We start from the raw sequence: 24,571 nt of genomic DNA on the forward strand, positions 1-24,571 counted from the left end.
GTGGGACACGAGATCGTTCTGACGGAGACGGTGGTCGAAACGCTGGAACAGTTCGAGACCGATGACGCCGAGCGAATCATCAACAAGCTGGAGGACATCGGCGACTTTCCGGACCATTTCCTTGACCGGTTGAAGAACCATCCTGGCTACAAGCTTCGCGTCGGCGACTTTCGCGTACTGATTGATTGGGATAAGGACAACGAGACGCTGTACGCCATCGACGCCTTCGAGCGGAAGAAGGAGTACCGCGAACTCGGCAAGTACCGAGAAGTGTGGGGGAGCTGGAGAGACGACGAGTAGGAGGTCAGGCTTCGCCTCGAATTGGTGACGCCACGCTTATTCATGTGTAGGTCCTACACATAGAATGTGACGTCGGAGGAAAAAACGCGCGTCGACTTTAACGCGCCACAGTCGCTCGTCGAGCGTGCTGATCGGGCCGCCAACCTCCTCGATATCTCCCGAACACAACTGCTCATCGACGCCCTCCAGGACGAACTCGCGGAACTTACGAACAACGACGAGTTCCGGAGCCGCCTCAAGCAAGCCTACTACGACGGCCGAGCGGACTACCAGACGATCGAGGACCTCCTCGGAACGGAAGCGGCGATGCGGCTGAAACTCCTCCGTGACTCCATCGATCGCGCGCCACCCGAACCCGTCCTCGACGACGAGCTGCCCAGTGACAACGAGTTCTACGACGGGGAGGTCGAGACGTGGTCGGACAGCGACGAGTCGGACACGTAACCAATGGCGCGCCAGTCGACGATTGTCATCGATGCGAATTCACTGCTGAACCTCGCGACGGTCCGAGTCGACGCCAGCGACCGCGCGCCATCGGGAGCAGATCCACTCAAAGCACTGCTCGCGACGTATCAGGTCCACGTTCCGGACGTGGTGATGGAAGAGATTGGAGAGGCTGCTGTGGGCGACGACCTCCTCGCCAGGGCCGCCGACCTCGTGCTCCAGGCCGCCCACCACCTGACGACCCACGATGTCGAAGCAGTACTCGACGCGCCGCTGACCTATGGACTTGACACAGGCGAATCACACGCGATCTGGCTCGCAAACGACCTCCAAGCCGCGATGTTTCTCACCGACGAATTCAACACCACGAACTATCTCCTCGTCTCTCTCGCCCTCGACGACCGAAACACGCTCTTCACTACACCGCACGTCCTCTGTGCGCTCGCACGTGATGGAATTCTCTCGACAGCCTACGTCGACGCCGTGCTGACGTACTTTGTTAGGACAAAACACTGGGACAAAGCCTACGTCGAGCGCCTCCGAGGCGAATACCTATGAGCGACTCAAACGCGCCTGACGCTCTCGATGCGAAACACGAGCAGAACCGTCAGCGGCGCATTAAGGCGATCAAGCGCTGGGTTGAGTACATCAAAACGGAGCCACCGGAGAACTGGGGGCCACAACAAAACATGGTTGTCAACGGCCAACTGACGTCTGCACAGCACGCCCACCTATCGGCGAAACATCGACAACACGTCAAAGACGTCGCCGACGAACTCGCGGACATTCAAAACCACGACAACGAGGCTCAGAGTAATCCGGCGGGTGGCGCCACGGCGAGGAGACGATTTCATCGAGCTTGTCGAGTATCCGGTCTTGGTCGGTGGGGGACAGTCCGTGAAGGTCGTCTTCGGCCGTCGAGGAGAGTTCCCACGTCCACCCGTCGTCACTCATCGCTCGTGCCGAACCGCTCGCGGGCCTCCTCTGCGCTCGTCGTCCGACCCTCGCGGATGTCCTCCTCGGCTTTGAGGAGCGCAACGAGTTCATCACGGTCGAACGTCGGGAACTCGATGGCGTCTCGAAGCGTGTACCGGATGAACTCGCTCCGGCTGTTGAACCCCCGCCCCTGCCACGTGTCGTCTATCTGCTCGAGGAACGACTCGGTGACTTTGAAGTTCACCGTGGCAATGTCGTCTTCGCCATCGTCGTTTGTAGCTGCTTCAGACATATAGACGTAATACGCTGGTCTTACCAATAGGCGTTTCGGCGGAACCTCAATCGTCAAGTGTGCGTCGTAGACTATCGTATCGAGAAGGAATTTTTTCCTCGAATTCGGAGTGAACCGACTGCTCAGTGGGTGTGCTGTACTTAGCGGTAGTCGTCGATGGTGCGGTAGGGGACGTAGTATCCGTAGTCGTCGATCCAGGTCTGGAGGGAGTCGTTGGCGGTTGGTTCGTCGATGCGGCCGGCATTGAGCGCGGTGAGGAGAACGCCGACGGAACCGACTACAGTCATGCCCTGTTGTTTGGCGAACGTGCGGGCGTCGCCGTCGTCGGTCAGTAGTCGGCCGTCATGGGTGTCTGCGAGCGCAAAGGCCGCGGCTTCGCCTGGGTCAAGATGGCTACGGACGACCGCCTTACGGTTCGCTACCGTCTCGGAAACCGAGGGAACTGCGACTTTGTCGTGGAGTGCCTCGAGTGCAGGCTGCAGGTACGGATGGTCTGGACACCGTCTTCGAGTTCGCGTTCGACTTCGGGGACGGCGCAGATGCCAGCGAGGTCGGCGACAAGGTCAATGCGGTTGATGGCGGCGAAATTCGAGAGAACAGTGGTGTTCAGGACGCTCGGGTCGGTGGGAACTGTGTCCGCCGTCATTCGGTCTCCGAGTCCTCGTCGCCGTGGTCGTTCACGCCAGCGTAGTCGAGCTCTCGGGCGGCTTCGACTTCGTACTCGGCGTCTGCTTCGTCAGTGAGACCGAGACGGAGTTCGACGCCGTGGTCGCGGAGAATGTCTTTCATTTCGAAGCGGTTGGCGCCGGCGAGGCGGGCGGCGTCGCCGAGCGTGATGGTTTCGCGTTCGTAGAGGGCGACGGCGGCGGCGATGCGTTCCTCGTCGTGGTCGTCGAAGTAGTCGCGGGCGAACTCGCGGAGGGCGTCGCTCTTGCCGGTGAAGACGCCGGCTTCGACGGTGCCCTCGATGAGCAGATCGAGGTCGTCGGGATACGAACCGGTGATGCGGGCCATCGGTCTGGCCGAAACTACGAATTCATACTATTTATGAACCCGGTCGCCAGGTGAGTATCTGGATTTCGTCCCGGGGGTATCACGAGTCCCCTTCCCGCCCGCGTTCATCGTCGCACCGCACGACTCACAGACATACAACCCGCGCTCCACACGATTCGCCTCACGCTTCCGCCCACAACACGAACACGTTTTCGACGTGTCTCGCTCGCTTGTGCGGTCAACGAGGATTCCGTGTCCCTCCGCTTTGTATTCGAACAACATGGTGAACCGGTCGAACTCCCATCCGTGGAGTTTCTTGTTCCCACGCTTACCCCAGTTCTGCGGGTCACCGTTCTCGTCCTCACGAATCTCGCTCAAGTCACCGATAGGATGGAATAATTAGGGAAGCTAGTTTGCTGGACAGCCCGCGACAATCGGACAAGTCACGCACGGGGTGGTCCCGTTGTGGATTAGCGAATTTTTCAGGGCGCTACAGGTGGATTAGTTTGTATCCCCCGAGGTTGGTGGAGGGCGCCTGAAACACAGCGCCCGGTAACAGAATGCCTGCTGAAAACACGAAAAGCGGTATTCAATCCGCCCAATCCAGTTGTACCACGCCACAGAGCACCGCGACACCCACGCAACCGATGACCCCAGCAACTCGCTGTGAACAAATCCTCGAATTCACCGACCAAACGGAGACGCGACGCCGCATCCGCTTTGTCCCCCAATCCAACAACGGTGACGGGTGGCAGCGTATCGAGGAAGTCTGGACTGACCAGGACTGGCGGCTCGTCGGCCAGGATACTGTAAGCGATGTCAACCACTGGACGCGACCAGTCCAAACACCCTAAAACGCTGAACTACCAGATCTCAAACTACTTCAGCCACGCCGAAGCAAACACCGTCGAAAATTGGCTGCAAGCGTTCGCCTTCGCATGGAACCAGCGTATCTGAACACTACCCGTGATGCAATATGTCTACGACACACCGACAACGCTTATGATAATACAGAGGTAATACATATGTATGTCCGACGCTGACGCAGGGGGCAACGACGACCCCAACATGACCACCATCACGCTCAAGATTCCCCAGGCGTTCCTTGACGACCTTGATGCGACCTGGCGGGCCGAAGACTTCCCGTCCCGTAGCGAGTTCATCCGGTGGGCGCTCCGTGACGCCGTGAAGCACCCCGCGTTCTCCCGGAAGGGCTGGAAGGACATCGCCGCCAGCGAACACCAGCTGTCGACCGATGAGGGACGAACGTACAGCAGCGACGAGATCCGAGCGCGTCTGAACGAAGACACGGATGCCGGCGAGTGACGACGAATGGGACTGGAAACTCACTGATCCCGCAGAACGTGAGTACGAGAAGCTTCAGCCGCACGAACAGGAGCGCATCGTCTTGAAACTCGACGAGATCGTCACCGACCAGTGGCGTGATCCGAGCGACTACCTGGAACCGCTCACCGGCGCACCGCATTCGAAGCTCCGTATCGGTGCGTTTCGTCTCGGCTGTAAGGCAATCCAGGCTGACCAGATTCTGTGGGTCTACACCATCGAGAAGCGTCCAGGGGCCTACAAACCCGGCGACGACTAATCGGCCTGCCGAGAGCTAAATACATACGGAGTTGTCGGATTCATCCCCGCCCTAAACGGCGGGGCCTTCTCCTCGTATTTCCGTAACGCCGGCGTACTCGAGGAGCGGCAGCCGAAGAGGTAGGTGAGGATGCTGCAGTTGGATCTGTTTGTATCCCCCGTGGTTGGGTGGAGGGTGCGTGTGGAGCGTGCCCGGTGAAAGATTGCCTGTTGAGAACACGAAAAGCGGTCCGCAATCCGCCCAATCCAGTTGTACTACGCCGCAGAGCACCGCGACACCCACGCAACCAATGACCCCAACAACTCGCTGTGAGGAACTCGTCGAGTTCACCGATCAATCTGGGACGCGACGCCGCATCCGCTTTGTCCCCCAGTCCGGTAACTGCGACGAGTGGCAGCGGATCGAGGAAGTTTGGACTGACCAAGCGTGGCGGCTCGTCGGCCAGGATACCGTCAGCGATGTCAACCACTGGACGCGGCCAGTCCAGACAGCCTGAATATCAGCTGGAAACCGCTCCAAGATAGCGTACACCAGCATGCAGCGGCCGAGAAACACAGTCAATCGAGCAGCCTGGTTCGACCCCGGAGTACATATGCAGCAACCTCAGCCACCGAGTAAGCAGCCTTGGGAGCATAGCTCGCAGACCAGTCGCCAGATCGCAGTCCGCCGACGCCGACAGATGAAACGCACGCCACAAAGACCCCCTCTGCGCCCCCATCAACAACGCCGCAGGAACGACTATCCACCGCGTCAAGTCGTCTCCAGTGGACTTAGCCGACGACTTGGGGCACAGCGAGACAGTATCGAGCCGGAGCAATGCGGTGCCCGACAAGGAGCGTCGACCGCCCAATTGCAGGTGGACGCCCAATGAGGCCGGACGGGCTGGAGCAGGCAGTGATCGAACGCTGGGGGAAGGCCTGTGTTGTCTGCGGTCGTCGGCCCGAGGAATGGCTTGAAACGGAGCTCGGTGAGCGGCGTCAGGACAAGCTGTCGTTCCATCACGTCAACGGCGACGACACCGACGACCGCGTCGAAAACGTGATCCCGCTGTGTCAGAGTTGTCACGTCCACATCCACCGGGTCGACGATCCTCCATATCGGATGTGGCATCGCCAACTCCCCAGCGAACACCGCCACGCCTGGAACGGCCACTACGATGAGTACTACGAAGGACCCCGGCTCACTCGTGAAGAAGCAACACGCCGGTTCAGTGAGGAAGAAGGCACGCCAGAGAGCGCGAAGTACCTCGAACACGAACGTGAGAACTTCGACCCGGACAACTTCACAACCAACGCAACACCGGGAACCAGCTACGACCTCGACTAACCTCCCGGCGTTTTGTTTCGCAGAACCGCGTGGATTGTCGCACCGGGCTTACGCGATTCACGCCCGCCGTGAAGGGCGGGGACTCTCTCGCTGAATCAAGATAGTTCCCACCGTCGCCACCGCGGCCTTTCCCCTTGTCTTGGAGGTAGCGTTCGAAGGAACTCGTGGGTGACTGATCAGCGCGTTCTCGGGGTGTCATGGTTCCTCGTTCGCGTACTGGTAGGTCGGACGGACGTCCTCAAGGAGCTCTTCGACGATTTCCCAGAGAATCAGGGAGGGAGTCTCGTGTTCGAATGTGATCCCCCAGCGGTCCTCCGTATCGGCGATTGAGTACTGGAAATGCGTCCGTCCCAGATCGGGATGGTCTTCGTCCTGGTGCCAGCCGGCGTGAAAACCCGTGTTCGGGTCGGTGTAGTTGATGCGGAACCAATCGTGTGGGTCCTGTCGATACCACTAGACGGTCAGTTCCGGCGAATCAGGGCCTGTCGGGGGATCCAGGCGGGCCGGATCGAAAGTTGCCCGCAGCTGCTTTGCCTCGATATCGTCAGGAACGTACTCGACGGCCGTGATCTGTGGAACACGGTCAAGGACGTCTCGGTTCAGCTGGGCGTAGAGGTTCGCGTTCGGATCACCACCCGGATGTGGGACCGACATCCGTTAGCGGCTGGCCTCAGCGGGCTCTGTCGTCGGCGCGAGGAAGTCCCATTCGCGGATGGCGAAGCCGACGATCTGGATACGCCGTTGGAGGTGCTCCCACTCGCGGGCGATCTCACGGCGCTGATCTTCCTCATCAGCGGCAAGGGACTCGTCAGCGAGCGTCCCACGAAGCTGGTTCGGTGACTCAACGCCGAATTCGTCCTCCCAGTCGCGAATCTGCGTCTTCATATCGGCGAGACGGTCCGTGAGCTCCTCGACAGTGTGTCCGCTGTCTCGAAGCCGCATCGCCTCCTGCATCGCCTGACGTCGGTAATCGGGGTAGTACGTCGTGTGAGTACCGCTTTCGTCACGGTGGAGGATGCCATCGTCGACGAGGCGTTCGAGGACGCGTTTGGTCGGCTCGTGTGACCAGTCCGCTTCGGAGGCGATCCAGTTGGCTGTCCGCGGCTCCGACAATTGTCGGGCAGTCATCCTCACGCGGTCTTCACCCGTGGTCTGGCGTTTCATCAGGCCCTCGGAGCTCGATTCTCCTTCGGTCATACAACATCCTTCGGGCTTTGTCTTAATATCGGTTGAGGGCATTAGTCCTATATCGAACATACTTCTTCGGCGTCGCTTCAATCTCAGCTGAGGGGAGCCAGAGCAAACTCGGAGCCCGGTCTTGGCGGCTCTACCCCGGGGAAGAGCCGTTGTGAGGCAGTTATAGCATTCGTGCTTTACCGACGGCGGCGGGGTACTTCAAAATGGTCGTGATTACGGGCATAATCAGTGCCATTTAGTGTATTCGCCCCATCGGGGGAATTCGGGGTTCTGGAGTCTCTTAGCGGCGGAAATCCGAACTACAAAAATTATTCATATATATCGCTATACAAAATCTCGAGCCTCGTTCTCCCAACTTCGCAGTTTGGATTTCTACAAATCAAACGTTAGGTGACAAGTCTAAGTTGGAGGTAAACAGCGGTGACACCGATGTCTCTCTCAGCTTTTGGACGTGCTGGTGCTCGGTTACCACTCTCAGCATCGGAAGTAGGATGCAGTGAACGAGAAACGCGCAGCTCTGTTGCTCTTCACTATGACTTGGACTACTTGGCAGGTGCCAGGAAGCGACCCGCCATCCGACAACGACTTACCCGCTTCGACGGCTCACGAAGTTACGGTTTGGCTCCCACCACCACCGCCACTTCCACACCCACAATATTGCGCCAATAATCAGTGAATACGTGACTAGTGTGATCTGGTTCGAGTACAGTCCATAGATGGGGAAAACAATCGTCAACAGAAGGAGTAGGAGGAGCCGGTTCGAGATGAACTGAGAGCGAGTCACGAATGCGTAATGGTTGAGCCGCCAACCCGTAAATCAATTCGGTGAGAACCCACACCGGTGCGGGAGCAGCTTCGGTCAGTACAGGAGACTCACGTATCGATCTTCTTTTGGACTTAAGCGGCTTCTATCAAGAATGCCGTGCGAGATATAGCGGATTTATTCAGCACGAAGCATGGGTTTGTTACATAATGGGTTCGCTGGGATTGATGATGAGTGACATCTCAAGGCGGTTGAATTGTAGAGTATCGGCTAACGAGGATTATCCCCTTCTCCCGGACGAATTTCTGGTTTGGAAATTTTTATTTGTGGTTAATTCAGTTATCCCGTATGACAGATACTGGGGCCACAAAAGGCAGTGAAACTGGAACCGGTTATATGACGCATCTTCAGGGCGGAAGTAAACATGGCGTGTTCAGTTGGCTTGTGGGAGTCATTATATCATTTGTCTTATTCCAAAGTCCCTCGCTAAACCCTGGTCAGGGTATCGCAGATGCGAATATTGATATTGTTCTCCAAGATGTCCCGAATTGGAAACTCTCATCGTACACGTACTATGGGGGGCACTTTGTTGAAGTCACACCCGAGGATTTGATGTACTCCTCGACGAATATTGCCACTTATCTCGGCGGGATACACCTACTCGCATTTGTCATCCCAGGGGTGATTCTCGTAATCGCTGGGTATCATTATACTAGAACGCAGAACCCGAGTTCGCTTACAGATGCACGCGTCTACGGCGCCAGCATTGTTGGTGGATATGCGGTACTGATGCTTCTCGGCGTCTTCCTGTTTAATCATAGCCAGGCGGACGGCTACGGGAACCAGTGGGCACTGACGCTTTCAATGGGGCGCTCACTATTTGCCGGGATACTATACCCACTTGTGTTTGGGGCAATCGGTGGCCAACTAGCGTACAATAATACGTAAAAGATGAATGAAGAAGCCTCTCAGCGTCTCACACGCCGTCGCGCAATGGCCTTAGGTGGCATTTCTGTCCTGGTTTCGGGTTCCGGCTGCTTGGACACGGTCTCAAGTATGATCTCCGGTAGTCCGCCGATTGACCAGGTTGATGTCCGGTTTCAGGATATACGGAAGCCCAGCATTGGCGTCTCCAGCATCACCCTTCCAGTATTAATTGAATTACACAACTCAGCACAGGATCCTATCCCGAATCCAGCACTTGAGGCAGATGCTTTCATCTTGGACGAACAAATTGCTACAAGCGAAACCACATTAACCACGCTCGATCCCGGGGAAGAAGCAACGACATCGCTTGACGTTATCATCAAGGGAGCGGACATGTCCCAATCAATTATTGATGCCATCCGATCAGGGGAATTCAGCATGCGCTTGGAAGGTGAACTCTCCTCGAAAGGCGCATCCAATTCCTTCTCCGTCTCGATGACACCTAATTGATGGGTGCAGTGTACTGACCGACTCCACCTGAGTGAATTGAGAGACAATTCTGTGCGAGATTCGCTCCCCGTACTCGACACGAACCATTGAACCTCAACACAATCCGACAGAATCCCCCTCGATACATTCCCAACCCTACTGAGCGGCTGTTTCAATTTAAATAGGCTGGTGAGAACCAGTGCTAGTGTGAGAGTGGCTTCGGTGAGTGTGAATACTGATTCGGGTCGTCTGCGGATTAGCCGGCGCTGTCCGTGAACTCGATTCTCGTGGAGTGGATGTCGATACTAAGAGGGGCAACCTACCACTCCGATTCGTTCGGCTCCGGGAATCTTGAACCGATTCGCCGGCGGAGTACCGAGTTTAGGAGTAGCGTGCTATTCGCCCGCACTCCAGTATGTTTTGAACAAACTGTTTTCACGGAGAAATGTGGCTACTGAGTCCTCGCCGACTCGAATTCGTCCGCCACGGTGGCTACCGCCGTGGTCTGTCGGGCCAGTTCCTCGCTGTCCAGAATCAGTCCGTTCGTCTCGGCCCGGACGGTTCCGGCGTCGCCGGCTAGCTCTTCCTGGAGTTTCTGTTCGATGCCGTCGGTGAGCTTTCCCGCGAGGAAGCCGTCGCTGTCGGGGACCGCTTCCAGAAGGACGTCGGATGCGTTCCCCACGAGGACCGAATCGAGCAGGGCGGGCTCGCGGAGTTCGTTCCTGGCTCGGGTAGTGAGTGTTTCCCGTGCGAGTTCGTCCGAGGTCCCGACGACGGCGAACCCCTCGACTGCCTCCGCCTCGATGTCGACGGGCACGTCGCTGAGTCCGGGGACGTCGCCATCTCCGGCGCCGATGACGAGACCGTCGGTCGCGTGGTCGTCCAGGTCCGCCTCGATGACCGTGAACGTGGACTTGTTCGAGCCGCCTTCGCCTCCGCTTCCGGTGCGCCGTTTGATCGTGCGCGCCCGGACGGGGCGGTCGTTGACGGTGCCGGCGAGCGTGGGCGTTCCGAATACCCCGCCGCCCTCCGGCGTGAGGTCTGCTCGTCGGCCGGCGTGGCGCCACGCTCGCCGCTTCAAAAGGGCAATCACGAGGCTGCCGGCGAGGAGGGGGACGGCCGCGAACGCGAACATGCCAAACGGGCCGTCCAGCGGGAGCATGTCCGGCGTTACAGTCGGGGCGGCCCGGCCGGAGAAGACGGCGACCGTCGCTCCGAACACCACCAGCCCCCACGCGAACAGTGCAATCGTGTATACTGACTTTTTTCGCAACATATTCATTCACGTTTGGCGAGGGTTTCAGCACTCGACGATTTAATTCTATTCCCTGTCAGACCCTCGGGCGCGGACACAGAACGGGGGATTGGGACGCGGGCGCGCCACAATGCCGCGCGTTGCGTCGGTGCGTACGCGTGCTGTATTACCGCCCGGCTGACAAAAATCGGAGATTCGTGCTCGAGCGACGGATCGAATCTCGTTCGCAGAACGAACTCGCGACGCAGCGATTCAGTGGATTTCGCGGGCCCACATCGGGACAGACGTTTCGGTCCAAGCCCGACGGTTTCGAGAGCCTCAATGCCAGGCGCGTGGTGCCACTACGCTCGGACTTGGGGCGCCGCCGATGTGAGCCGGACGCGTCCACCGAACTCGCAGTGCGAATGGACGAATGGGAGCCCAGGGCCGTTCTACGGCCAGAGGCCGCGCGTGTCGTGGGCGTCCGCGATTCGTGATAGCGCGACGATGTATGCTGCGTCGCGCCAGGTCACGTCGTGGGCCTCGAATTCCGTTCGGACGTCCGCCCAGGCGGCCAGCATCTCCGTCTCCAGTTCGTCGTTGACGCGTTCCAGCGACCACGCGCGGCGGTTGATGTCCTGGAGCCACTCGAAGTAGCTCACCGTCACGCCGCCGGCGTTCGCCAGGATGTCCGGAATCACGGGGACGTCGCGTTCGGCGAAGATCGCGCTCGCCGTACTCGTCGTCGGGCCGTTCGCGCCCTCGATGACGATGTCTGCGGTGATGTCGTCCGCGTTGTCTTCCGTGAGGACGTTCCCGATTGCGGCGGGAATCACGACGTCGACGTCGAGTTCCAGTAGTTCGTCGTTGGTCACCGTTTCCGGCGCCTCGTGGGTCATCACGGCCTCGGGCTCCTCGTCGTGGGGCGGAATGGCGTGCGTGTCCAGGCCGTTCGGGTCGTAGATGCCGCCGTTGACGTCGCTGACGGCGACGACGTTCGCGCCCCAGTCGTCGAGGAGTTTCGCGGCGTTGGAGCCGACGCTCCCGAAGCCCTGGACGGCGATCGAGGTTTCCTTGATGTTCTTGTCGTAGTAGTCGATTGCTTCTCGGGTGATGATGGCGACGCTCCGGCCGGGTGCGCCGTCGCGGCCTTTGCTGCCGCCGACGATGGGTGGTTTGCCGGTGACGACCCCCGGGATGGTTTCGCCTTCCTGCATGGAGTAGGCGTCCATCAGCCAGGCCATGGTCTGGGGGTCGGTTCCCATGTCGGGGGCGGGGATGTCTTTGGTCGGGCCGATGACGGCCCGGATTTCGTCGGTGAAGCGGCGCGTCAGTTGTTCTTTCTCGTCGTCGCTGAGGTCCTTGGGGTTGACCGCGATGCCGCCTTTCGCGCCGCCGAACGGGATGTCCATGACGGCGCACTTCCAGGTCATCCACATACCGAGGCCGACGCACTCCTCGCGCGTGACGTCGGGATGGTAGCGGAGGCCGCCCTTGAATGGGCCGCGGACGCTGTCGTGTTGCGCTCGGTAGCCGGTGTAGACCTCGACGTCGCCGTTGTCTCGCTCGATGGGGACGGCGACTTCGTGGACTTTCTTCGGGTGTTTGAGCCGTTCGACGATGTTCTGGTCGATGTCGAGTTGCTCGGCGGCGTGTTGGAGTTGCCGGCGAGCGGTCTCGAGCGCCGATTCCGGTTCTTCGGATTCTGCGTTCGTCGTCTCGTCGGCGTCGTGGGTGGAGTCAGGTGTCGAGGCCATGTTATTCGAGCGGCGTTCTGCGATTCCGCATCGCGCTCCCGCAGTCGGGACACGTTCCGGGGTTCGTCTCTTCGAGTACGACGTTGCCGCACTCGAAGCACTCGTAGGGGGATTCTTCGTCCGAATGTTGGTCTACGTCTCTCATTGCTGATCGAGAGTACCGGCAGTGACCCGAGGGGTACTCTACGAAACCGTATTAGGGATACAAGGGAGTATTCGGTAGTTGACCATCGAACCGCGAAACGAAGACGGGGGTTTACTGTTCAACGACACGCCGAACGCGGGGGCGTATGACAGTCTCGCGTGCTCGTTTCGAGGTGGAGAACGGAGGTAGCGGCTGCCGGGACGGGGCTGGGATGGATTGGTTCAGTCGGCGCGCTGGCTGGCGACGGGCGTGTGGTCGTCGATGAGTGCCGCGAACAGTTTGCGTTGGGCGGTTCGTACGTGCTGGTAGAACGCCTGCGGTGAGATGTCGAGGGAGTCGGCGACGGCTTCGCCGGTCGCCTTGCGTGGTGATTCGAAGAAGCCGCTGTAGTACGCCGTCTCCAGGACTTCGAGTTGCCTGTCAGTCAGGCGTTCGAGGACTGACGCGTAGAATCCGTGTTCGGAGGCCTGTTCGCGGGTCTGCTTGGACGTGAGTTCGACGTCGCCGAAGCGTTCGCTGACGAGTTCTGTGACGTGTCTGGCATCGCCGGCCCCCGGGACGTCGATGACCAGCGTCGTGGTGGCCTGTGTCGCCGTCGCAGACTGGAGGACGGCGCCGTGGTCGGCCAGCTCGGTTGCGAGGAACGGCTCGGAGAGCTGGAGGCGGAGCACGCCACCGGTGTCGCCGCCGCGAATCCGCTGGACGCCCTCGAAGACTGCGAGGCCGTCCGCGGCCGCGACGACGGCGTCGAGTGGCGCGTCTTCGACGGTGACGAAGACGTGGTTGCCGCTGGCGGTCTGCTGGACGCCGCCCTCGTAGGTGACCGTGCAGTCGGCGGCCCCGGCCAGCTGCGTGAGCACGAACGAGGGCGCGGTGACCGCGTACTCGACGCGCGTCATCGACGTCGTGAGGAGCGCGCGCTTGCGTTCGCTGGCGCTGATGGCGGCGGCGATGGTCTCGCCGAGTTCCGCGAGCACGGTCTGGATGGTTTCGTCGAAGGCGTCGGGGGTGTCCGCGTATACTGTCAGGACGCCGTACGAGAGGTCGTTGTACACCAGGGGGATGCTCAACACGGAGAGGAAGTCCCGCGAGATGGCGTCCTTCCGCCAGGCGGCCGCACGGAGGTCGGCGGCGACGTTCGACACCAGTGTCACGTCGCCGGTGGCCGCGGTGCGGCCCGCCGGCTCGACGCCGTTCGGGGACACGGGGAACGATTGGGTGTCGACGTAGCCCTGGTCGGTCCCGGCCCAGGCCTGTGGCGAGAGCGTCTCGTTCGCGGAGTCGACGCTGCCGATCCAGGCGAACTGGAAGCGGCCGTCGGCGGTGAGGCGTTCGCAGACGGTGTGGTCGATCTCCTCGCGGGTCTCGGACTGGACGAGCGCCTGGTCGATCTCCCGGATGGTGCGGTTGATGTGGTTGAGCGTGGTGAGCTGGTCGTTCTGGCGTTGCAGCTCGCGGTCCTGCTCGCGGAGCTGGGACTCGCGGCTGACGCGGTCGAGGGCCGCCTCCGCGGTTGCGGCGAGCAGGTCGGCGAGCTCTCGGGTCACGTCGTCGAACGCGTCGACGTCGGTGGAGCCGGCGATGAACACGCCGTGGTTGCCGAGGGGGATGTACGCCGCGCTGCGGAGGTCCGTCGCGGGATTCGTGAGGCGGTCTGCGTCGTGGACGTCCGCGAGGAACAGCGCCTCGTTCTCCACGAAACTGTGGCTGGTGAGGTCGCGGCCGTCCGCGTGCACGGACGGGAGGGGGCCGTGTGCGTTCCGCATTCCCTGCGAGTGGGCGGCGGGCTGGAGGTGGTTCTCGTCGGCGTCGAAGAGGTAGACAGCGCTGGCGTCGAGCCCGAGGACTGCCGGCGTATCCTCGACGACGTGTTGGGCGATCTCCTGGTGGGTTTCGGCGTACAGGAAGTCGCGTGCGGTCTCCTGGAGGGTGGCCAGCGCCTGCTCGCGTTGCTTGCGTTTCGTGATGTCCCGACAGCTGTAGAGGACTGTGCCCTCCTGGATTGCGACCTCGCGGACGTTCACGAGGAGGGTGTGTTCGCGGCCCGCTTTGTCCGTGGCCGTCGTCTCGATGTTCTTCAGGACACCCTCTTCGGCGAGCTCCTCGCGGTCGAAGAGGTCCTTGCCGAGCAGGTCGTCGATGGTTCCCATGTCGCGGATTTCGTCGGCGGTGTAGCCGAAGATGAAGTGGACGTTCGGGCAGACGTACGTGTAGTCGTCGTCCTCGTCGGTGATGAGGACGGTGTCGGTCATGTTGTTGAGCGTGACGCGGTGCAGTTCCTCGGACTGCCGGAGTTCCCGTTCGAGTTCGACGCGGTCGGTGATGTCGACGCTGTCGACGATGATGGAGACGAGGTCGCCGCGTTCGTCCGTGACCGGCTGGACGGACAGTTCGAGGACGTGATCGCCGGCGACACCGGATTGGGTGACGACCGCGTGGCCAAACTCGCCGTTGGTGGCAGTGTCGACGAGATTGCGGACGTCGGCCCGTGCTTGCTGGTCGTCCGGCCACCAGGGGAGCGTCCAGAACTGGTCGCCCACGACGGCGTCGGCGTCCGCGTCGACCATGTCGCGGGCGGTCTGGTTGACGCGCACGAGCGCCCGCCGGGGTCGAGCACCCAGGTCGCGGTCCGGGTGTCGTGGAACGTGGCGTCGAACTGGCGGGCGCGCTCGCGCTGTGTCGCCGACCGCTGGGCGGCCCGGAGCGCCTCCTCGGTTCTCCGACGGGCGTCCTCGACGGTGGCGTCGAGTGCGCCCGAAACTGCGAGGTAGTCGGTGACGCCTGCTTCGATTGCTTCGCTGGCGATCTGTTCGCTGCCGTCGGCCGTCCCGAGAAGAATCGGCAACGTCACAGTGGTCTCACGGAGTTGCTCGACGAGGTCGACACCAGTCGATTCCGGGAGACTGTATTCGGCGACGACGCAATCCGGGTTCGTCTGATGGATGGTGTCGGCGGCGGCTGCTGTGTCCGGTGCGCTGTGGACGGTCGCGTTCGTCTGGGCTCGCAGCGAGTCCGCGTACGCAATTATCCACGCCGAATCGCCGACTGTGACGACGGTGGAATCGTCGAGAATGCTAGTTGCTGTGGAAACCATGGACGAGAGTGGGAACCCCTCGGTTCGACGGTGAATGAAGGACGCTGTGGGGCATCGTTGTTTGCCTTCTATCCGTCGGACGCGCAAAACCCCTATTGTTTACTATTCAACCATGATCGCCCCAGCCCCCTTCTATATCAACCGGAAAATAGTGAGACGGTGCTCTTTGGAGGTGGTAGTTTGGTTTCGGTGGCGCAACACCAACGAAGAACTCGGTCATTCATTGTCACAGGAGATCGCAGGGGCCAGTTAGCGTCAGGAGATATCATGTGGTATTGGCGGATTTTGGGTTAGAGTGGCTCTATTGAAATCCTATTGGTCAGATACGATCTGCTGTGAGACAGCCGGTAAGTGGGGTTGGGAACGTAACAGGTTTGTCGGACAGAGGCTCTTTATGAGATGTCGCCTGTGAAACACCTCTACAATCGGGTTGATACGTGGCTACGAGAGCTCCCCCCAGGAGCGTACGCCGTCTTCTACGGGGCAGCGGGCGGCGTCGGAGTGCTCCTCGTAGGTCTCCTGCTCAGTCAAGAACTGCTCGTCGTGCAGGCGCTCATGATGGCTCTCGTGCTCTTCAGCTTGGAGTTGGTATTTGGAATCAACCAACCGACGACGGAGGACTGAACGTCGTCTTCTCTGCAGTACTCCCTCTATCCCCTGTACTGACCACTGTCCGCGGAGCGGCATCGCTACAGTTTTCAGAATCGCATCAGAAATCTAATCGATGCCCTCCAACAAAGCGACAGCCGCGGCCCCGATAGTAACTGGCGTCCTTCTCGCCGGGACGGCTACACGAGAAGTCACACAGAACGGACTCGAAATCTGGACGACGCTGGCCCTCGTCGGTGGCTTCTCCGCGATCGCTGTCGGCCTCGGCGTTCTGACCGGTCTCAGTGGCTTCGACTCCGACGACGACCTCAATGGACACTACGACCGGACAACAGTCGCGCTCGCGGGCCTCGCACTGACGAGTATCGCCCTCGGTGCCGGGATCGCGTTGTCGTAGACGACACCAACCGACCTGCATCCACGCTGTGTCCGATACTTGCTTGACGTGTGCTGTCATTCGAGGCACGCAACCGTGCGCGCCACCGCCGTTGTTCAGTGGATAGCCTCTACGTAGCGATTCTTCCCCACATGGGTGCATCCGAACACGGACCATCCACCCCAGTCACTCGTTCTTTGGTGGCGACGTATTCCCTGACCGTGAACTCCGCTACCACCTCGGCGTGCAGGCCTGGTACCGCCTCGAAGAGCTGGCCGTACTCGTCGCGAATCCCGTCGCGACTCACCGCGATGACCTCGATCTCGCCGAACGTCGTGATCTCCGCTTCCTTGGCGTAATAGGAGGCGAACGCAGCAATATCTCCGTCGTTGTAAGATTCCGTCTGCCGTTGAACGACCGTCTCCGGTGCCGAATGTGAGCCATCTGCCATGTGACTCAAGCCCGCACCACAGCCCCTAATAGTGTTGTTTCAAGCCAAGTTCTCCCGCTGTACCAGCGGCAGAGGTGCTGCGGGGGAAATCGTCGAACAGATTCTTCCCGGCGGTCCGTATCCCGATGGGACCGTCGCCTTTGTCACAGCTGTCGACCGGACGCTGAATGCGCCAGTCGTATCCTGTGACCGCGAACTGACCTACTCGGAGACGAGTACGCTGATCGACGTCGAAGAATACTGACGACAAGCCCCCTGTTGTCTGAAAGACTAGCCAACTGGAAGGTAGGTCTCAGAGGCGGCGTTAGCTTCGTCAGCGGAGGACAACGAGTGCCACTCCGAGCAGGCTCAAGAGCGTTACCGCGACACCGAACCCGGGCGTGCTCGTCCCCGATTCCGTTGTACTATCATCCGTCGCCGTCGCGGGCGTTTCCGTCGGCGCTGTCGTCGTCAGCGTCTCCGTCACCGGGGTGGTCGTTTCAGTCGGCGTCACTGTCGTCGTCGGTAGGGCCTGGGTGCTGGCTCCCTGCACTGCGAACACGGAGAGCCCGGGCGAGTCCCCTCGGAAGGTCGCGTGGGTCGCATCGTCGCCAACCCGGCTGGTCGGGACAGCGGACTGCACACCGTGACCGTGTCGGGTGAGGTTCACGTTCGCCGGGTCGATGGCTACAGCTTCGATGGTCGTCTTGCTGATCCGGAACGTGAACTGCACGGCGTTGAGTTCAGAATCGAGGACCGAGTGCCTGACCTCGAAGTATCCGAGTGTCGCCTGACCGACAGGGAGGCTGAACGTGGCGTTCCCGGACGGGGTGTCGGTGCTCGTAACGGTGATCGTGTAGTCCCGGTCGGTGATGGTCGTGACAGACACGCCCGAGATTGCGATGCTCGCATCCGGCGCGAACGGGAGCGAACAGTCCACCGGAACGCCGGCACGGGCCTTCTGCACGTCCAGTTGCACTCCGCTCTCAGCCGTGGAGACGTCCGAGGACGTCTCCGCCGGTGGGACCGATCCAGTGGTTATCGGCGTGGAAGTGCGTGACTGCGTGGAGGTCCCGAACTATTGCTAGGGTGTCAGCGCCGCGAGCCACCTCCAGCCGTTCCTGAACACCATCTCTGATCTGCCCGCTGATTTCGACGTCGGACTGTTTGAAGCCGCCAGTCTCTCGGAGACGAGTCAAAAGAACCCCTACGCGCCGATCATGTATTTCATGACCCTGCTGCGCAACTCCGAGACGCTTCGCGTCTCCGACACGTCGCGAGTCAACCTCATTTTTGTCGACGAGATCCACGACCAAATTCGTAGCGGGATGGCCTCGGACGCCATCTACCCGCCGGCCGTCGTGGAGGACATCACGTCGACGTATCCCGACGCCACCGAGTCCTTGCTCGAAAGCGGACAGCTCACACTCTCGACGCACGATGCCTTCCCGTTCGGACTCGCAATCTTCGACGACCGGATCGGGCTCGGCGGATACGACCCAGACTCTGGGTTGCTCAGCGCGTTCGTCGACACCGACGACCCGGACGCCAGAGCCTGGGCGCTCGCACTCTTCGACCCGTACCGAGCCTCTGCCGCGCCAGTGCCGACTCCCCGGGGCTGAAATGTATCGCCTCGGAGTCACACCCCGAGGCTCTCGGCCGACTACGCTGGTAGATTGTTCGGTTGTTTCGGCCCCCTCGGGTCTGGTTAAGCCGGTTTAAAAGGATGAAGGCGGCCTATGTTTCCGAATGGTTAGCACGATGTGTTTCGATGAGAGCTTCAAAATCGTCTGTGTCCTCGTAGTCCTCACGAAGGACTAGTGCCGCTCGGCCACGATCGGTAATTGCGTAGAGGCCGCTTTGTTCGCTGGGACCAATCTTGTCGACGAGGTTGTGGTCCGAGAGTTCGGGTAGCCGAGTATTGATGTAGTCCCGGTTTTTGTCGAGTTCCACGGCCAAGTTGGCTGCGTTGTTCCGCTTTCCGTCCGCGAGAGCGTCCAGAATCTCGAAATCAGTCGGATTTACCAGTCGCATATACGGAGCCAATATCGTTTGAGTATTAACAGTTTGGTCTGGCTGTATCTAACGGAACAGTGGCGATGGGGGAGAGAAAACCGACAATAAGGTTACCCTATCAAGGGGAATTGGGGTAACCAACGGCAGGGGGTGGATTTAACCGGATGCTTAACATCCATCGGCCTCTCCCCAGTTGACCTTCTCTCGTTTCAAATATAAATGAAACGATATCATGCCAAATTCACTTCCAGTTACTTTGTACAGACAGAGTCCTGAATGAATCCCAACCTATACTTCGTTGGGGATTGAGTACAAGTCCGGAAGCCGAGAACGCTTAGAATCGAAAGATGTCGTCAACGATCTCGCATCGCAAGTACGCCACCCGCGAGTACCGCAACAACCGCAATACCGGCTCCGAATCCAGGTACCGATGTCGACGTTGGCTCCGTGCCGGTCGGAGAGGCAATTGAACCCTGGGGTGTGGTTGTGGGACCGCCAGTTGTCTCACCGCCGGATGCAACGGTCGTTGTCTCTGTTCCCTTGACGGTACTGGTCGTTGACGTCTGTCGTGTTGTTTGAGTCGTCGTACTTGAACCGGTTTTTGGTTGAGTTGTTGTTGGTACGCTCGTCGTCGTAGCAGCAGTTGTTTCCGTAGTGTTGTCGCCACTCGTTGTGGTGTCACTGCCCCCGCCTGCACCATCATTGTTGCCGCCCCCACCGGTGTCTGATTGCTCAACAGTTACCGTTCTGCTGGCTTGGTCTGAATTACCCGCTGCGTCAGTGACTGTCAGAACAACCTCCATTGTGCCAGCTTGCTCGAACGTGTGATTGGTTGTTTCGCCAGTTGCGTCAGTCGACCCGTCATTGTCGAAGTCCCACGCGTACCTGAGGAATGCCCCGTTGTCGGTTGAGTCAGTCGCGTCAAATTGAACCGATTCGCCGACAGACACGGTTGTATCAGTCCCCACAGCTGCAGTCGGTGACTGGGTGTCCGTTAGCGTAAGGTTTAGTTCAGTGACCTCACCGGGATCAACCGAATCAGTTTGTCCGGTATCTAGTCCCGCAACACGGAACTGGACAGTGTCGTCCTCAGTAGCATTCACAGCAAGTTTCTGGTCGAAAGCCCCCGGTCCTCCGTAGGAACCACCGGTGACCTCGAGTTTGTCCTTGACTTCGCCGTCGACGATGGCGGTGACCACAACGCCATCGGGGGCAGGGTCACCGTTGATTGTCACGGTCCCGTAGTAGGACTCCGGTGGTGACGGTTGGGTAGCGCTCGCGGTCGCCACGCCCGCTGCAGTAACGACAATGAAGGCCAAGAAGATAGATCGGAGTCTTGCACCCTCGAAATTGACATCCATAAGGTTAGCCAGGCAGTGGTACGTCAAAAGTTTGTATGGTTCTCCGTACTCCGGAAGGGGGCTACGCAGGTCTGATTACGTGACCCGATCTCATCAATACGTGTTGATGGATTCTATGAATCGCTCGATGGAAATCCCCCTGGGGATGTTCGCGGCGATCGTACCGTTGTCCTCTGCGTACACGAAGTACCCGGAGAATGCGCTAACCTCCGGTGCGGTTTGAGTGCTCCCCATCGTGTACACCGTCCAGTAATCATCACTGTACGAGATTTGACTGAACGGGTCCTCGTAGACGTTCACGACACGTGCGGGATCAGCCGACGACGCCGCAAAGGCATCCTCGGCGTTTCCGTATTGAGGTGCCCCGACGAAGTTCCAGCCTTCGTGCATGTCACGAGCGGCGGGGACTTTCGTCGGGTCGTCGCTGTCTTCGAAGTCGATGACAGCCCGTGCGGTCGTGTCCGGCACGACGAGGAGTGCATCAAGCGCGTCAAGCTGTTCGTCGTTGCCGGGCGTAATCTGATACCAGGCCTGGCTCTCAGCGTCAAAGCCATAGATTACGCCGTTGAAGTCGTTGAACATCTGGCTGAGGTTCCCTTCCGTTGGGCCAGGAACGGCGAAGCTGTATGCTTGGCCGGGTTCCATCACGACGTCCGTTGCGAACGCCTGAGTTCCGATGCCTTGCTCGCTTTCACCGCCCTCAGTTGAGAGATTGGCTTCGGCCGGTGGCGCAGTAAGGAATGGGTCGTATTCGATGTCACTTACGATCGCGCCACCTGTGGATTCGACGGTGGTGCTCGGACCGCGGACGTCGCCGTACCAGTTCATCCGCGCTGAGCTTTCATACCCATCGAGGGCTTGTATGGCGAGGGACGTATCCTCGAAGTTGTTATACTGTGCGTAGGTTTCCTCGGCGAGGATGCCGACTGCGGAATTGAACTCACTGCGGTAGGAGTCACTGTAGGGTTGCGTAATGCCGTAGTGAGTCGTGTTGAACACGCTCCGGTAGGCGTTAGCGGATCCTCCGAATCCGGTCATACCGGTTTTACCCTCAAAGTTGACGCGTTCGGCGTACGTTCCGCCGAAGTATTCTCCGGCGTAGGTTTCAATGCCTGTGGTGGCGACGATTGACGAATCCCTCACAGTAACGTACGACCCGTAGTTGTAGATGCCAGCTTCGTAGCTGACATCGCCCGCCGTCGGGTTGATGTAGCTGTCCTCGATGTAGACGTCCGACTGCGCGGCGTAGACGCCCCACTTGGAGTACGAGGAGTCTGTAACTGACGTGTTCTGCATCCGAAGGTCAGCGTCGAGGGCGATTACGGGGGCGTACTCGCCGGTGACTGTGCTATCTTGGAGTTGAAGCGACTGGTGGGTGAAGGTGCTGACCTCCTGGGTTGCGCTCTGGAGCGCTTCAATGTCTTCCCGGGAGATGTCAGAAAGCGTCTCGTTCGCGTATTCGACCCGCTCGGTTGCATTCATCTCCTGGATGGCCGAGCTGGCCATATCAACGGACTGAGCGGCGATGTCGTCAGCACCCGTCTGGTTTGTGATTCCGGACAGTGCGTGGTACTCGTCAGCTGAGAGGTGCTGGAGGTTGTGGACCGTGACGGTCTGGCCCGCAACTTCGGTGGTGTGTTCGGTCGCTGTCGCATCGAGGAGGGTATCGAGGGTGTCCGACGAGACGGAGTACCCGGTCGCCTCAGCGAAGACGGTTCCGGTTACGCCCGCGGAGACGTTCGACCCCTCAAGCGTGGTGTTTCTAACGACCGTTTCACTTGCACCGAGCGTCCGCAGAGCGCTACCAGCTTCAGATGTCAGCGACGACTCTCGGATTATCGTCTCATCTGTTCCGATGAGTTCGACTGCGTCTGCCGCAGCGGAAATACCATCGGGCGCGTCAGCCAACACGGACGTATCGGTGATTGTCGTCCCGACACTGTTTCTGACCAACATCCCGGTCGCATTCCGGTTGTTGGAAGAGGCGATGCTCGTCCCCGCGATAGTCGTATCCGCTACGTTATTTAGTGCAACACCGATTGGGAACTCTGCGTCACCAGCTGACGTCGTCGAGATCGACAGCTGGCGGAGTTCAATATCGTCTGCGAACAGGCCGTAGACGCCGTATGCGGTTTTCGAGATACGGACGTTCTCAACAGTCGTTGATTTCCAGCGGCGACAACCCCAGTATCGTCCGTTGTGGAGTAGTTCCCCTCAACAGCGACATCGGCCAGGGTGGCTCCGTCGTTGAGAACCACGGCTTCCGTGGCCTCGCTGTCAAAGACGACGTTCGCGGAGCTGTTGCTCTCGATGCGGAGTTCAGAGGGAACCTGCAGTGTGTTATTGAGTGTGTACGTTCCTCCTTCGAAGCGAACTGTGGTGCCTGGTGCAGCGAATGAGAGGACGTTGTTGATCTCGGACTCGTTTGCGGTGTCCTCCACGATTAGCGGGTCGGGGTGGACTTTCAGCTGTTGGGTCGCCGTCAGGGAGTCACCGCTAGAGTGATTCTCGAACGTAACGTCGAATGCGGGCGTGGCCCGTTGTTCGTCGACCGCGATGCTGACCGTGAAGTCGTCCGTCGAAGCGGTCGGGCTGACGCTCAGGTTGGCCGGCAGTCCGGATCCTGACGAGACTCCGTTGACGTAGACGGTCACACTCGATTGGTCTGCCAGTTGGTGGTTCGAGTAACTCGAGTTGAGCGTCACGTTAACCGAGTCAACGTTGGACACCCGGAGGTTCGCAGTGAAGTTCTCTCCCGGCTCAAGGTACGGCTCGGATAGGTCGTTGACCCGTACACTGACGTTTTGGTCAGTCACGACGCGGTCCGCTGCCGCAAGCGCGTCGATAATGCCATCACCATACCGTGTCGGGTCGGCCCCAGCTGGTGCATTGGCTGTCTCCTGCAGCGATGACTTCAGGAGGTCTGCAGACGGATTATTGTTGGCTGCGGACACCAGAAGGGCTGCAGCGCCGGAGACGTATGGCGCTGACATGCTCGTTCCGGAAATCCGAGCGTAGTCATCGTCTGGAGCCGAGCTGAGGACGCTCACGCCAGGTGCGACGACGTCCGGGACAGTGTAACTACTTGGCCACGATGGTGGCGGACTACTGAAGTTCGATTTGTAGACGACTTCGCCACTTGAGAACGAGGCGATCTCTCCGTTGGCGTCTGTTGCACCGACGGACAGTGTTTCGTAGATGTTCCCGGGTGAGCCACTAGTTCCAGGACCAGCGTTTCCGACAGAGGCGACGACGACGGTCCCGGCCCGTTCGGAGTTGCGCACTGGGGCGATAAATTCATCGAAGTGGCCGGTCGCACCCAGACTCATACTGGTAACGTCCGCGTCGTTGGCAACGGCCCACTGCATGCCGGCGACGATCTGGGCGAACGTCCCGCTGCCTCCGTCTAACACCAGGCCGTGGTAGAGGGTTGCGTTCGGCGCTGCGCCGATGTATTCACCATTACTGTTGTCCCCGACAACGATGCCGCTCGTGTGCGTACCGTGCCCACCGGTGTCGTGTGCTTCATCTACACCTGAAGCCGTGATGTCACCGGTCGGACCGAATTCAGCGAATTTTTCGAGTGATTCTTCGATTGCTGGGTGGTCACCGTCAACGCCGGTGTCGAGAACGGCTACTTTGGCCCCTTCCCCCATCGTGCCGTACTGGTCCCAAACTGCTGTCGCGTTAATTTGTTCAGGACCATAGGTCGCGTTATACCCGGTCTGGGTTGCGGTGACGTCGGTGCTGGAAACGTCTGAAGACGTTCCTGGATCACCGGGGAGGGATACTTCGAAATTATCTCGAATCTCAGTTACGCCGTCTGCTGCTGCCAGTTGAGAGATGTCCGCGCCTGGCTGTACTTCTACGACGATTGCGTTCGTGAGCCAGAGGCGTTGTTTGATGGACATGCCCGCGTTGTTTGATGCCACACTCGCGGCAGCTTGCTGTGTCTGTTTTGCGTGGTCTTTGAGCAAGCGTTGGGCCTCTGCAGGCGGTGTCCCCTCAGGGATGTTCGCCTCGGTTAACTTGACGATAATCGTGTCGGTTGTGTCACTATTGAGGTTAGCGCGTATCGGTGCGGCGTCGCCGTCCGCGGATGAGATTTGGTTGGTTACCTCCCCATTAACAGAGAGTGCTGTTTCCCCCGTTGCAGTCTCAGTGGTCACCGATGCACCGGCAGCCATCCCGATACTGGCTGCCGACACAACGAGCAAGAGCACCTGAAAGACCGCCAATGCAGTTCTACGCGAAGCCATACGGATGAATGCATTAGTGG

General features: G+C 59.6%; 25 protein-coding genes and 7 pseudogenes. 14 read left to right on the forward strand and 18 right to left on the reverse strand.

Annotated features, from left to right (window positions below; genetic code table 11):
- The 3 genes from GRX66_RS00325 (at position 1) to GRX66_RS00335 (ending at position 1,302) form a co-directional block, all read left to right on the forward strand.
- Positions 1-300 (forward strand): type II toxin-antitoxin system RelE family toxin, encoded by a 300-nt coding sequence (locus tag GRX66_RS00325; RefSeq protein WP_325063885.1) that lies wholly within the window; start codon positions 1-3, stop codon positions 298-300.
- 66 nt (positions 301-366) lie between these two features.
- Positions 367-744 carry a hypothetical protein gene (locus GRX66_RS00330; protein ID WP_233745197.1) on the forward strand — a complete coding sequence of 126 codons (378 nt, stop codon included), beginning with the start codon at positions 367-369 and terminating at the stop codon, positions 742-744.
- Between the two features lie 3 nt (positions 745-747).
- On the forward strand, positions 748-1,302 hold the full coding sequence (locus GRX66_RS00335; RefSeq protein WP_159524724.1) for a hypothetical protein: 555 nt from the start codon (positions 748-750) through the stop codon (positions 1,300-1,302).
- A 246-nt stretch (positions 1,303-1,548) separates the two neighbouring features.
- Here the strand turns inward: GRX66_RS00335 and GRX66_RS20440 are convergent.
- From GRX66_RS20440 to GRX66_RS00365, 5 genes and pseudogenes are all read right to left on the reverse strand, one after another.
- Positions 1,549-1,698 (reverse strand): annotated as a pseudogene (locus GRX66_RS20440) (type II toxin-antitoxin system RelE family toxin); the annotation flags it as partial.
- Positions 1,691-1,972: a ribbon-helix-helix domain-containing protein gene (locus GRX66_RS00350; protein WP_159524725.1), complete on the reverse strand. Its 282-nt coding sequence runs from the start codon at positions 1,970-1,972 to the stop codon at positions 1,691-1,693. The pseudogene GRX66_RS20440 and the gene GRX66_RS00350, both read right to left, overlap by 8 nt.
- A gap of 140 nt (positions 1,973-2,112) precedes the next feature.
- Positions 2,113-2,618: pseudogene (locus GRX66_RS20655) on the reverse strand (twitching motility protein PilT).
- On the reverse strand, positions 2,615-2,986 hold the full coding sequence (locus GRX66_RS00360; protein ID WP_159524726.1) for a UPF0175 family protein: 372 nt from the start codon (positions 2,984-2,986) through the stop codon (positions 2,615-2,617). The pseudogene GRX66_RS20655 and the gene GRX66_RS00360 overlap by 4 nt, the downstream one beginning before the upstream one ends.
- A gap of 87 nt (positions 2,987-3,073) precedes the next feature.
- Positions 3,074-3,352 (reverse strand): annotated as a pseudogene (locus tag GRX66_RS00365) (zinc ribbon domain-containing protein); the annotation flags it as partial.
- Between the two features lie 480 nt (positions 3,353-3,832).
- Between GRX66_RS00365 and GRX66_RS00370 the strand changes: the two are divergent.
- The 5 genes and pseudogenes from GRX66_RS00370 to GRX66_RS00390 all read left to right on the forward strand — a co-directional run.
- Positions 3,833-3,922: pseudogene (locus tag GRX66_RS00370) on the forward strand (IS6 family transposase); the annotation flags it as partial.
- Between the two features lie 72 nt (positions 3,923-3,994).
- Positions 3,995-4,291, forward strand: coding sequence for a ribbon-helix-helix domain-containing protein (locus GRX66_RS00375; protein ID WP_159524727.1), 297 nt, complete (start codon positions 3,995-3,997; stop codon positions 4,289-4,291).
- Positions 4,278-4,568 (forward strand): type II toxin-antitoxin system RelE family toxin, encoded by a 291-nt coding sequence (locus GRX66_RS00380; protein WP_159524728.1) that lies wholly within the window; start codon positions 4,278-4,280, stop codon positions 4,566-4,568. Before GRX66_RS00375 ends, GRX66_RS00380 begins: the two co-directional genes overlap by 14 nt.
- Positions 4,569-4,857: 289 nt before the next feature.
- Positions 4,858-5,064, forward strand: coding sequence for a hypothetical protein (locus tag GRX66_RS00385; RefSeq protein ID WP_233745200.1), 207 nt, complete (start codon positions 4,858-4,860; stop codon positions 5,062-5,064).
- 371 nt (positions 5,065-5,435) lie between these two features.
- On the forward strand, positions 5,436-5,894 hold the full coding sequence (locus tag GRX66_RS00390; protein ID WP_159524729.1) for an HNH endonuclease signature motif containing protein: 459 nt from the start codon (positions 5,436-5,438) through the stop codon (positions 5,892-5,894).
- Between the two features lie 70 nt (positions 5,895-5,964).
- Here GRX66_RS00390 and GRX66_RS20660 read toward each other — a convergent pair.
- From GRX66_RS20660 to GRX66_RS00405, 3 genes and pseudogenes are all read right to left on the reverse strand, one after another.
- Positions 5,965-6,093, reverse strand: a pseudogene (locus GRX66_RS20660) (site-specific integrase); the annotation flags it as partial.
- Positions 6,090-6,548, reverse strand: a pseudogene (locus GRX66_RS20665) (hypothetical protein). The pseudogenes GRX66_RS20660 and GRX66_RS20665, both read right to left, overlap by 4 nt.
- A 3-nt stretch (positions 6,549-6,551) precedes the next feature.
- Positions 6,552-7,133 (reverse strand): DUF7342 family protein, encoded by a 582-nt coding sequence (locus tag GRX66_RS00405; RefSeq protein ID WP_159524779.1) that lies wholly within the window; start codon positions 7,131-7,133, stop codon positions 6,552-6,554.
- 1,069 nt (positions 7,134-8,202) lie between these two features.
- On the opposite strand from GRX66_RS00405, the gene GRX66_RS00410 reads away from it, so the two are divergent.
- Complete coding sequence (locus GRX66_RS00410; RefSeq protein WP_159524731.1) at positions 8,203-8,802, forward strand: hypothetical protein; 600 nt, start codon at positions 8,203-8,205, stop codon at positions 8,800-8,802.
- Between the two features lie 3 nt (positions 8,803-8,805).
- Entirely contained in the window at positions 8,806-9,291 is a 486-nt protein-coding gene (locus tag GRX66_RS00415; RefSeq protein ID WP_159524732.1) for a hypothetical protein, read from the forward strand.
- A gap of 430 nt (positions 9,292-9,721) precedes the next feature.
- Here the strand turns inward: GRX66_RS00415 and GRX66_RS00420 are convergent, their stop codons facing one another.
- The 4 genes and pseudogenes from GRX66_RS00420 to GRX66_RS00435 all read right to left on the reverse strand — a co-directional run bounded on the left by GRX66_RS00420 (position 9,722) and on the right by GRX66_RS00435 (position 15,500).
- A complete protein-coding gene (locus GRX66_RS00420; protein WP_159524733.1) occupies positions 9,722-10,546 on the reverse strand; it encodes a hypothetical protein in 825 nt (274 codons plus the stop codon).
- A 410-nt stretch (positions 10,547-10,956) separates the two neighbouring features.
- Positions 10,957-12,261, reverse strand: a complete 1,305-nt coding sequence (gene gdhB / locus GRX66_RS00425) for a glutamate dehydrogenase GdhB (RefSeq protein WP_159524734.1) — start codon at positions 12,259-12,261, stop codon at positions 10,957-10,959.
- A gap of 1 nt (position 12,262) precedes the next feature.
- On the reverse strand, positions 12,263-12,406 hold the full coding sequence (locus tag GRX66_RS00430; protein WP_159524735.1) for a rubrerythrin-like domain-containing protein: 144 nt from the start codon (positions 12,404-12,406) through the stop codon (positions 12,263-12,265).
- A 221-nt stretch (positions 12,407-12,627) separates the two neighbouring features.
- Positions 12,628-15,500, reverse strand: a pseudogene (locus GRX66_RS00435) (bacterio-opsin activator domain-containing protein).
- 399 nt (positions 15,501-15,899) lie between these two features.
- On the opposite strand from GRX66_RS00435, the gene GRX66_RS00440 reads away from it, so the two are divergent.
- The gene (locus GRX66_RS00440; RefSeq protein WP_159524736.1) at positions 15,900-16,124 is read left to right on the forward strand and encodes a hypothetical protein; all 225 of its coding nucleotides are present in this window, start codon (positions 15,900-15,902) and stop codon (positions 16,122-16,124) included.
- Positions 16,125-16,224: 100 nt separating this feature from the next.
- The gene (locus tag GRX66_RS00445; protein ID WP_159524737.1) at positions 16,225-16,506 is read left to right on the forward strand and encodes a hypothetical protein; all 282 of its coding nucleotides are present in this window, start codon (positions 16,225-16,227) and stop codon (positions 16,504-16,506) included.
- 109 nt (positions 16,507-16,615) lie between these two features.
- Here GRX66_RS00445 and GRX66_RS00450 read toward each other — a convergent pair whose 3' ends face one another.
- Positions 16,616-16,936 (reverse strand): nuclear transport factor 2 family protein, encoded by a 321-nt coding sequence (locus GRX66_RS00450; protein ID WP_159524738.1) that lies wholly within the window; start codon positions 16,934-16,936, stop codon positions 16,616-16,618.
- A 34-nt stretch (positions 16,937-16,970) separates the two neighbouring features.
- Here GRX66_RS00450 and GRX66_RS00455 point away from each other — a divergent pair, with 34 nt between their 5' ends.
- Positions 16,971-17,180 carry a hypothetical protein gene (locus tag GRX66_RS00455; protein WP_159524739.1) on the forward strand — a complete coding sequence of 70 codons (210 nt, stop codon included), beginning with the start codon at positions 16,971-16,973 and terminating at the stop codon, positions 17,178-17,180.
- A gap of 69 nt (positions 17,181-17,249) precedes the next feature.
- Here the strand turns inward: GRX66_RS00455 and GRX66_RS00460 are convergent, their stop codons facing one another.
- Positions 17,250-17,882 (reverse strand): PGF-pre-PGF domain-containing protein, encoded by a 633-nt coding sequence (locus tag GRX66_RS00460; RefSeq protein WP_159524740.1) that lies wholly within the window; start codon positions 17,880-17,882, stop codon positions 17,250-17,252.
- 250 nt (positions 17,883-18,132) lie between these two features.
- On the opposite strand from GRX66_RS00460, the gene GRX66_RS00465 reads away from it, so the two are divergent.
- Complete coding sequence (locus tag GRX66_RS00465) at positions 18,133-18,537, forward strand: transcriptional regulator FilR1 domain-containing protein (protein WP_449271459.1); 405 nt, start codon at positions 18,133-18,135, stop codon at positions 18,535-18,537.
- 115 nt (positions 18,538-18,652) lie between these two features.
- On the opposite strand, the gene GRX66_RS00470 is transcribed toward GRX66_RS00465, so the two are convergent.
- The 4 genes from GRX66_RS00470 to GRX66_RS00485 form a co-directional block, all read right to left on the reverse strand.
- Positions 18,653-18,949 (reverse strand): ArsR family transcriptional regulator, encoded by a 297-nt coding sequence (locus GRX66_RS00470; RefSeq protein ID WP_159524742.1) that lies wholly within the window; start codon positions 18,947-18,949, stop codon positions 18,653-18,655.
- 335 nt (positions 18,950-19,284) lie between these two features.
- Complete coding sequence (locus GRX66_RS00475; protein ID WP_159524780.1) at positions 19,285-20,292, reverse strand: PKD domain-containing protein; 1,008 nt, start codon at positions 20,290-20,292, stop codon at positions 19,285-19,287.
- Positions 20,293-20,385: 93 nt separating this feature from the next.
- Positions 20,386-22,203, reverse strand: coding sequence for a hypothetical protein (locus GRX66_RS00480; protein WP_159524743.1), 1,818 nt, complete (start codon positions 22,201-22,203; stop codon positions 20,386-20,388).
- 113 nt (positions 22,204-22,316) lie between these two features.
- Complete coding sequence (locus GRX66_RS00485; protein WP_159524744.1) at positions 22,317-24,551, reverse strand: S8 family serine peptidase; 2,235 nt, start codon at positions 24,549-24,551, stop codon at positions 22,317-22,319.
- Between the last annotated feature and the right edge of the window lie 20 nt (positions 24,552-24,571).

The sequence above is a fragment of the Halobacterium bonnevillei genome (assembly GCF_009831555.1).
Classification (GTDB): domain Archaea; phylum Halobacteriota; class Halobacteria; order Halobacteriales; family Halobacteriaceae; genus Halobacterium; species Halobacterium bonnevillei.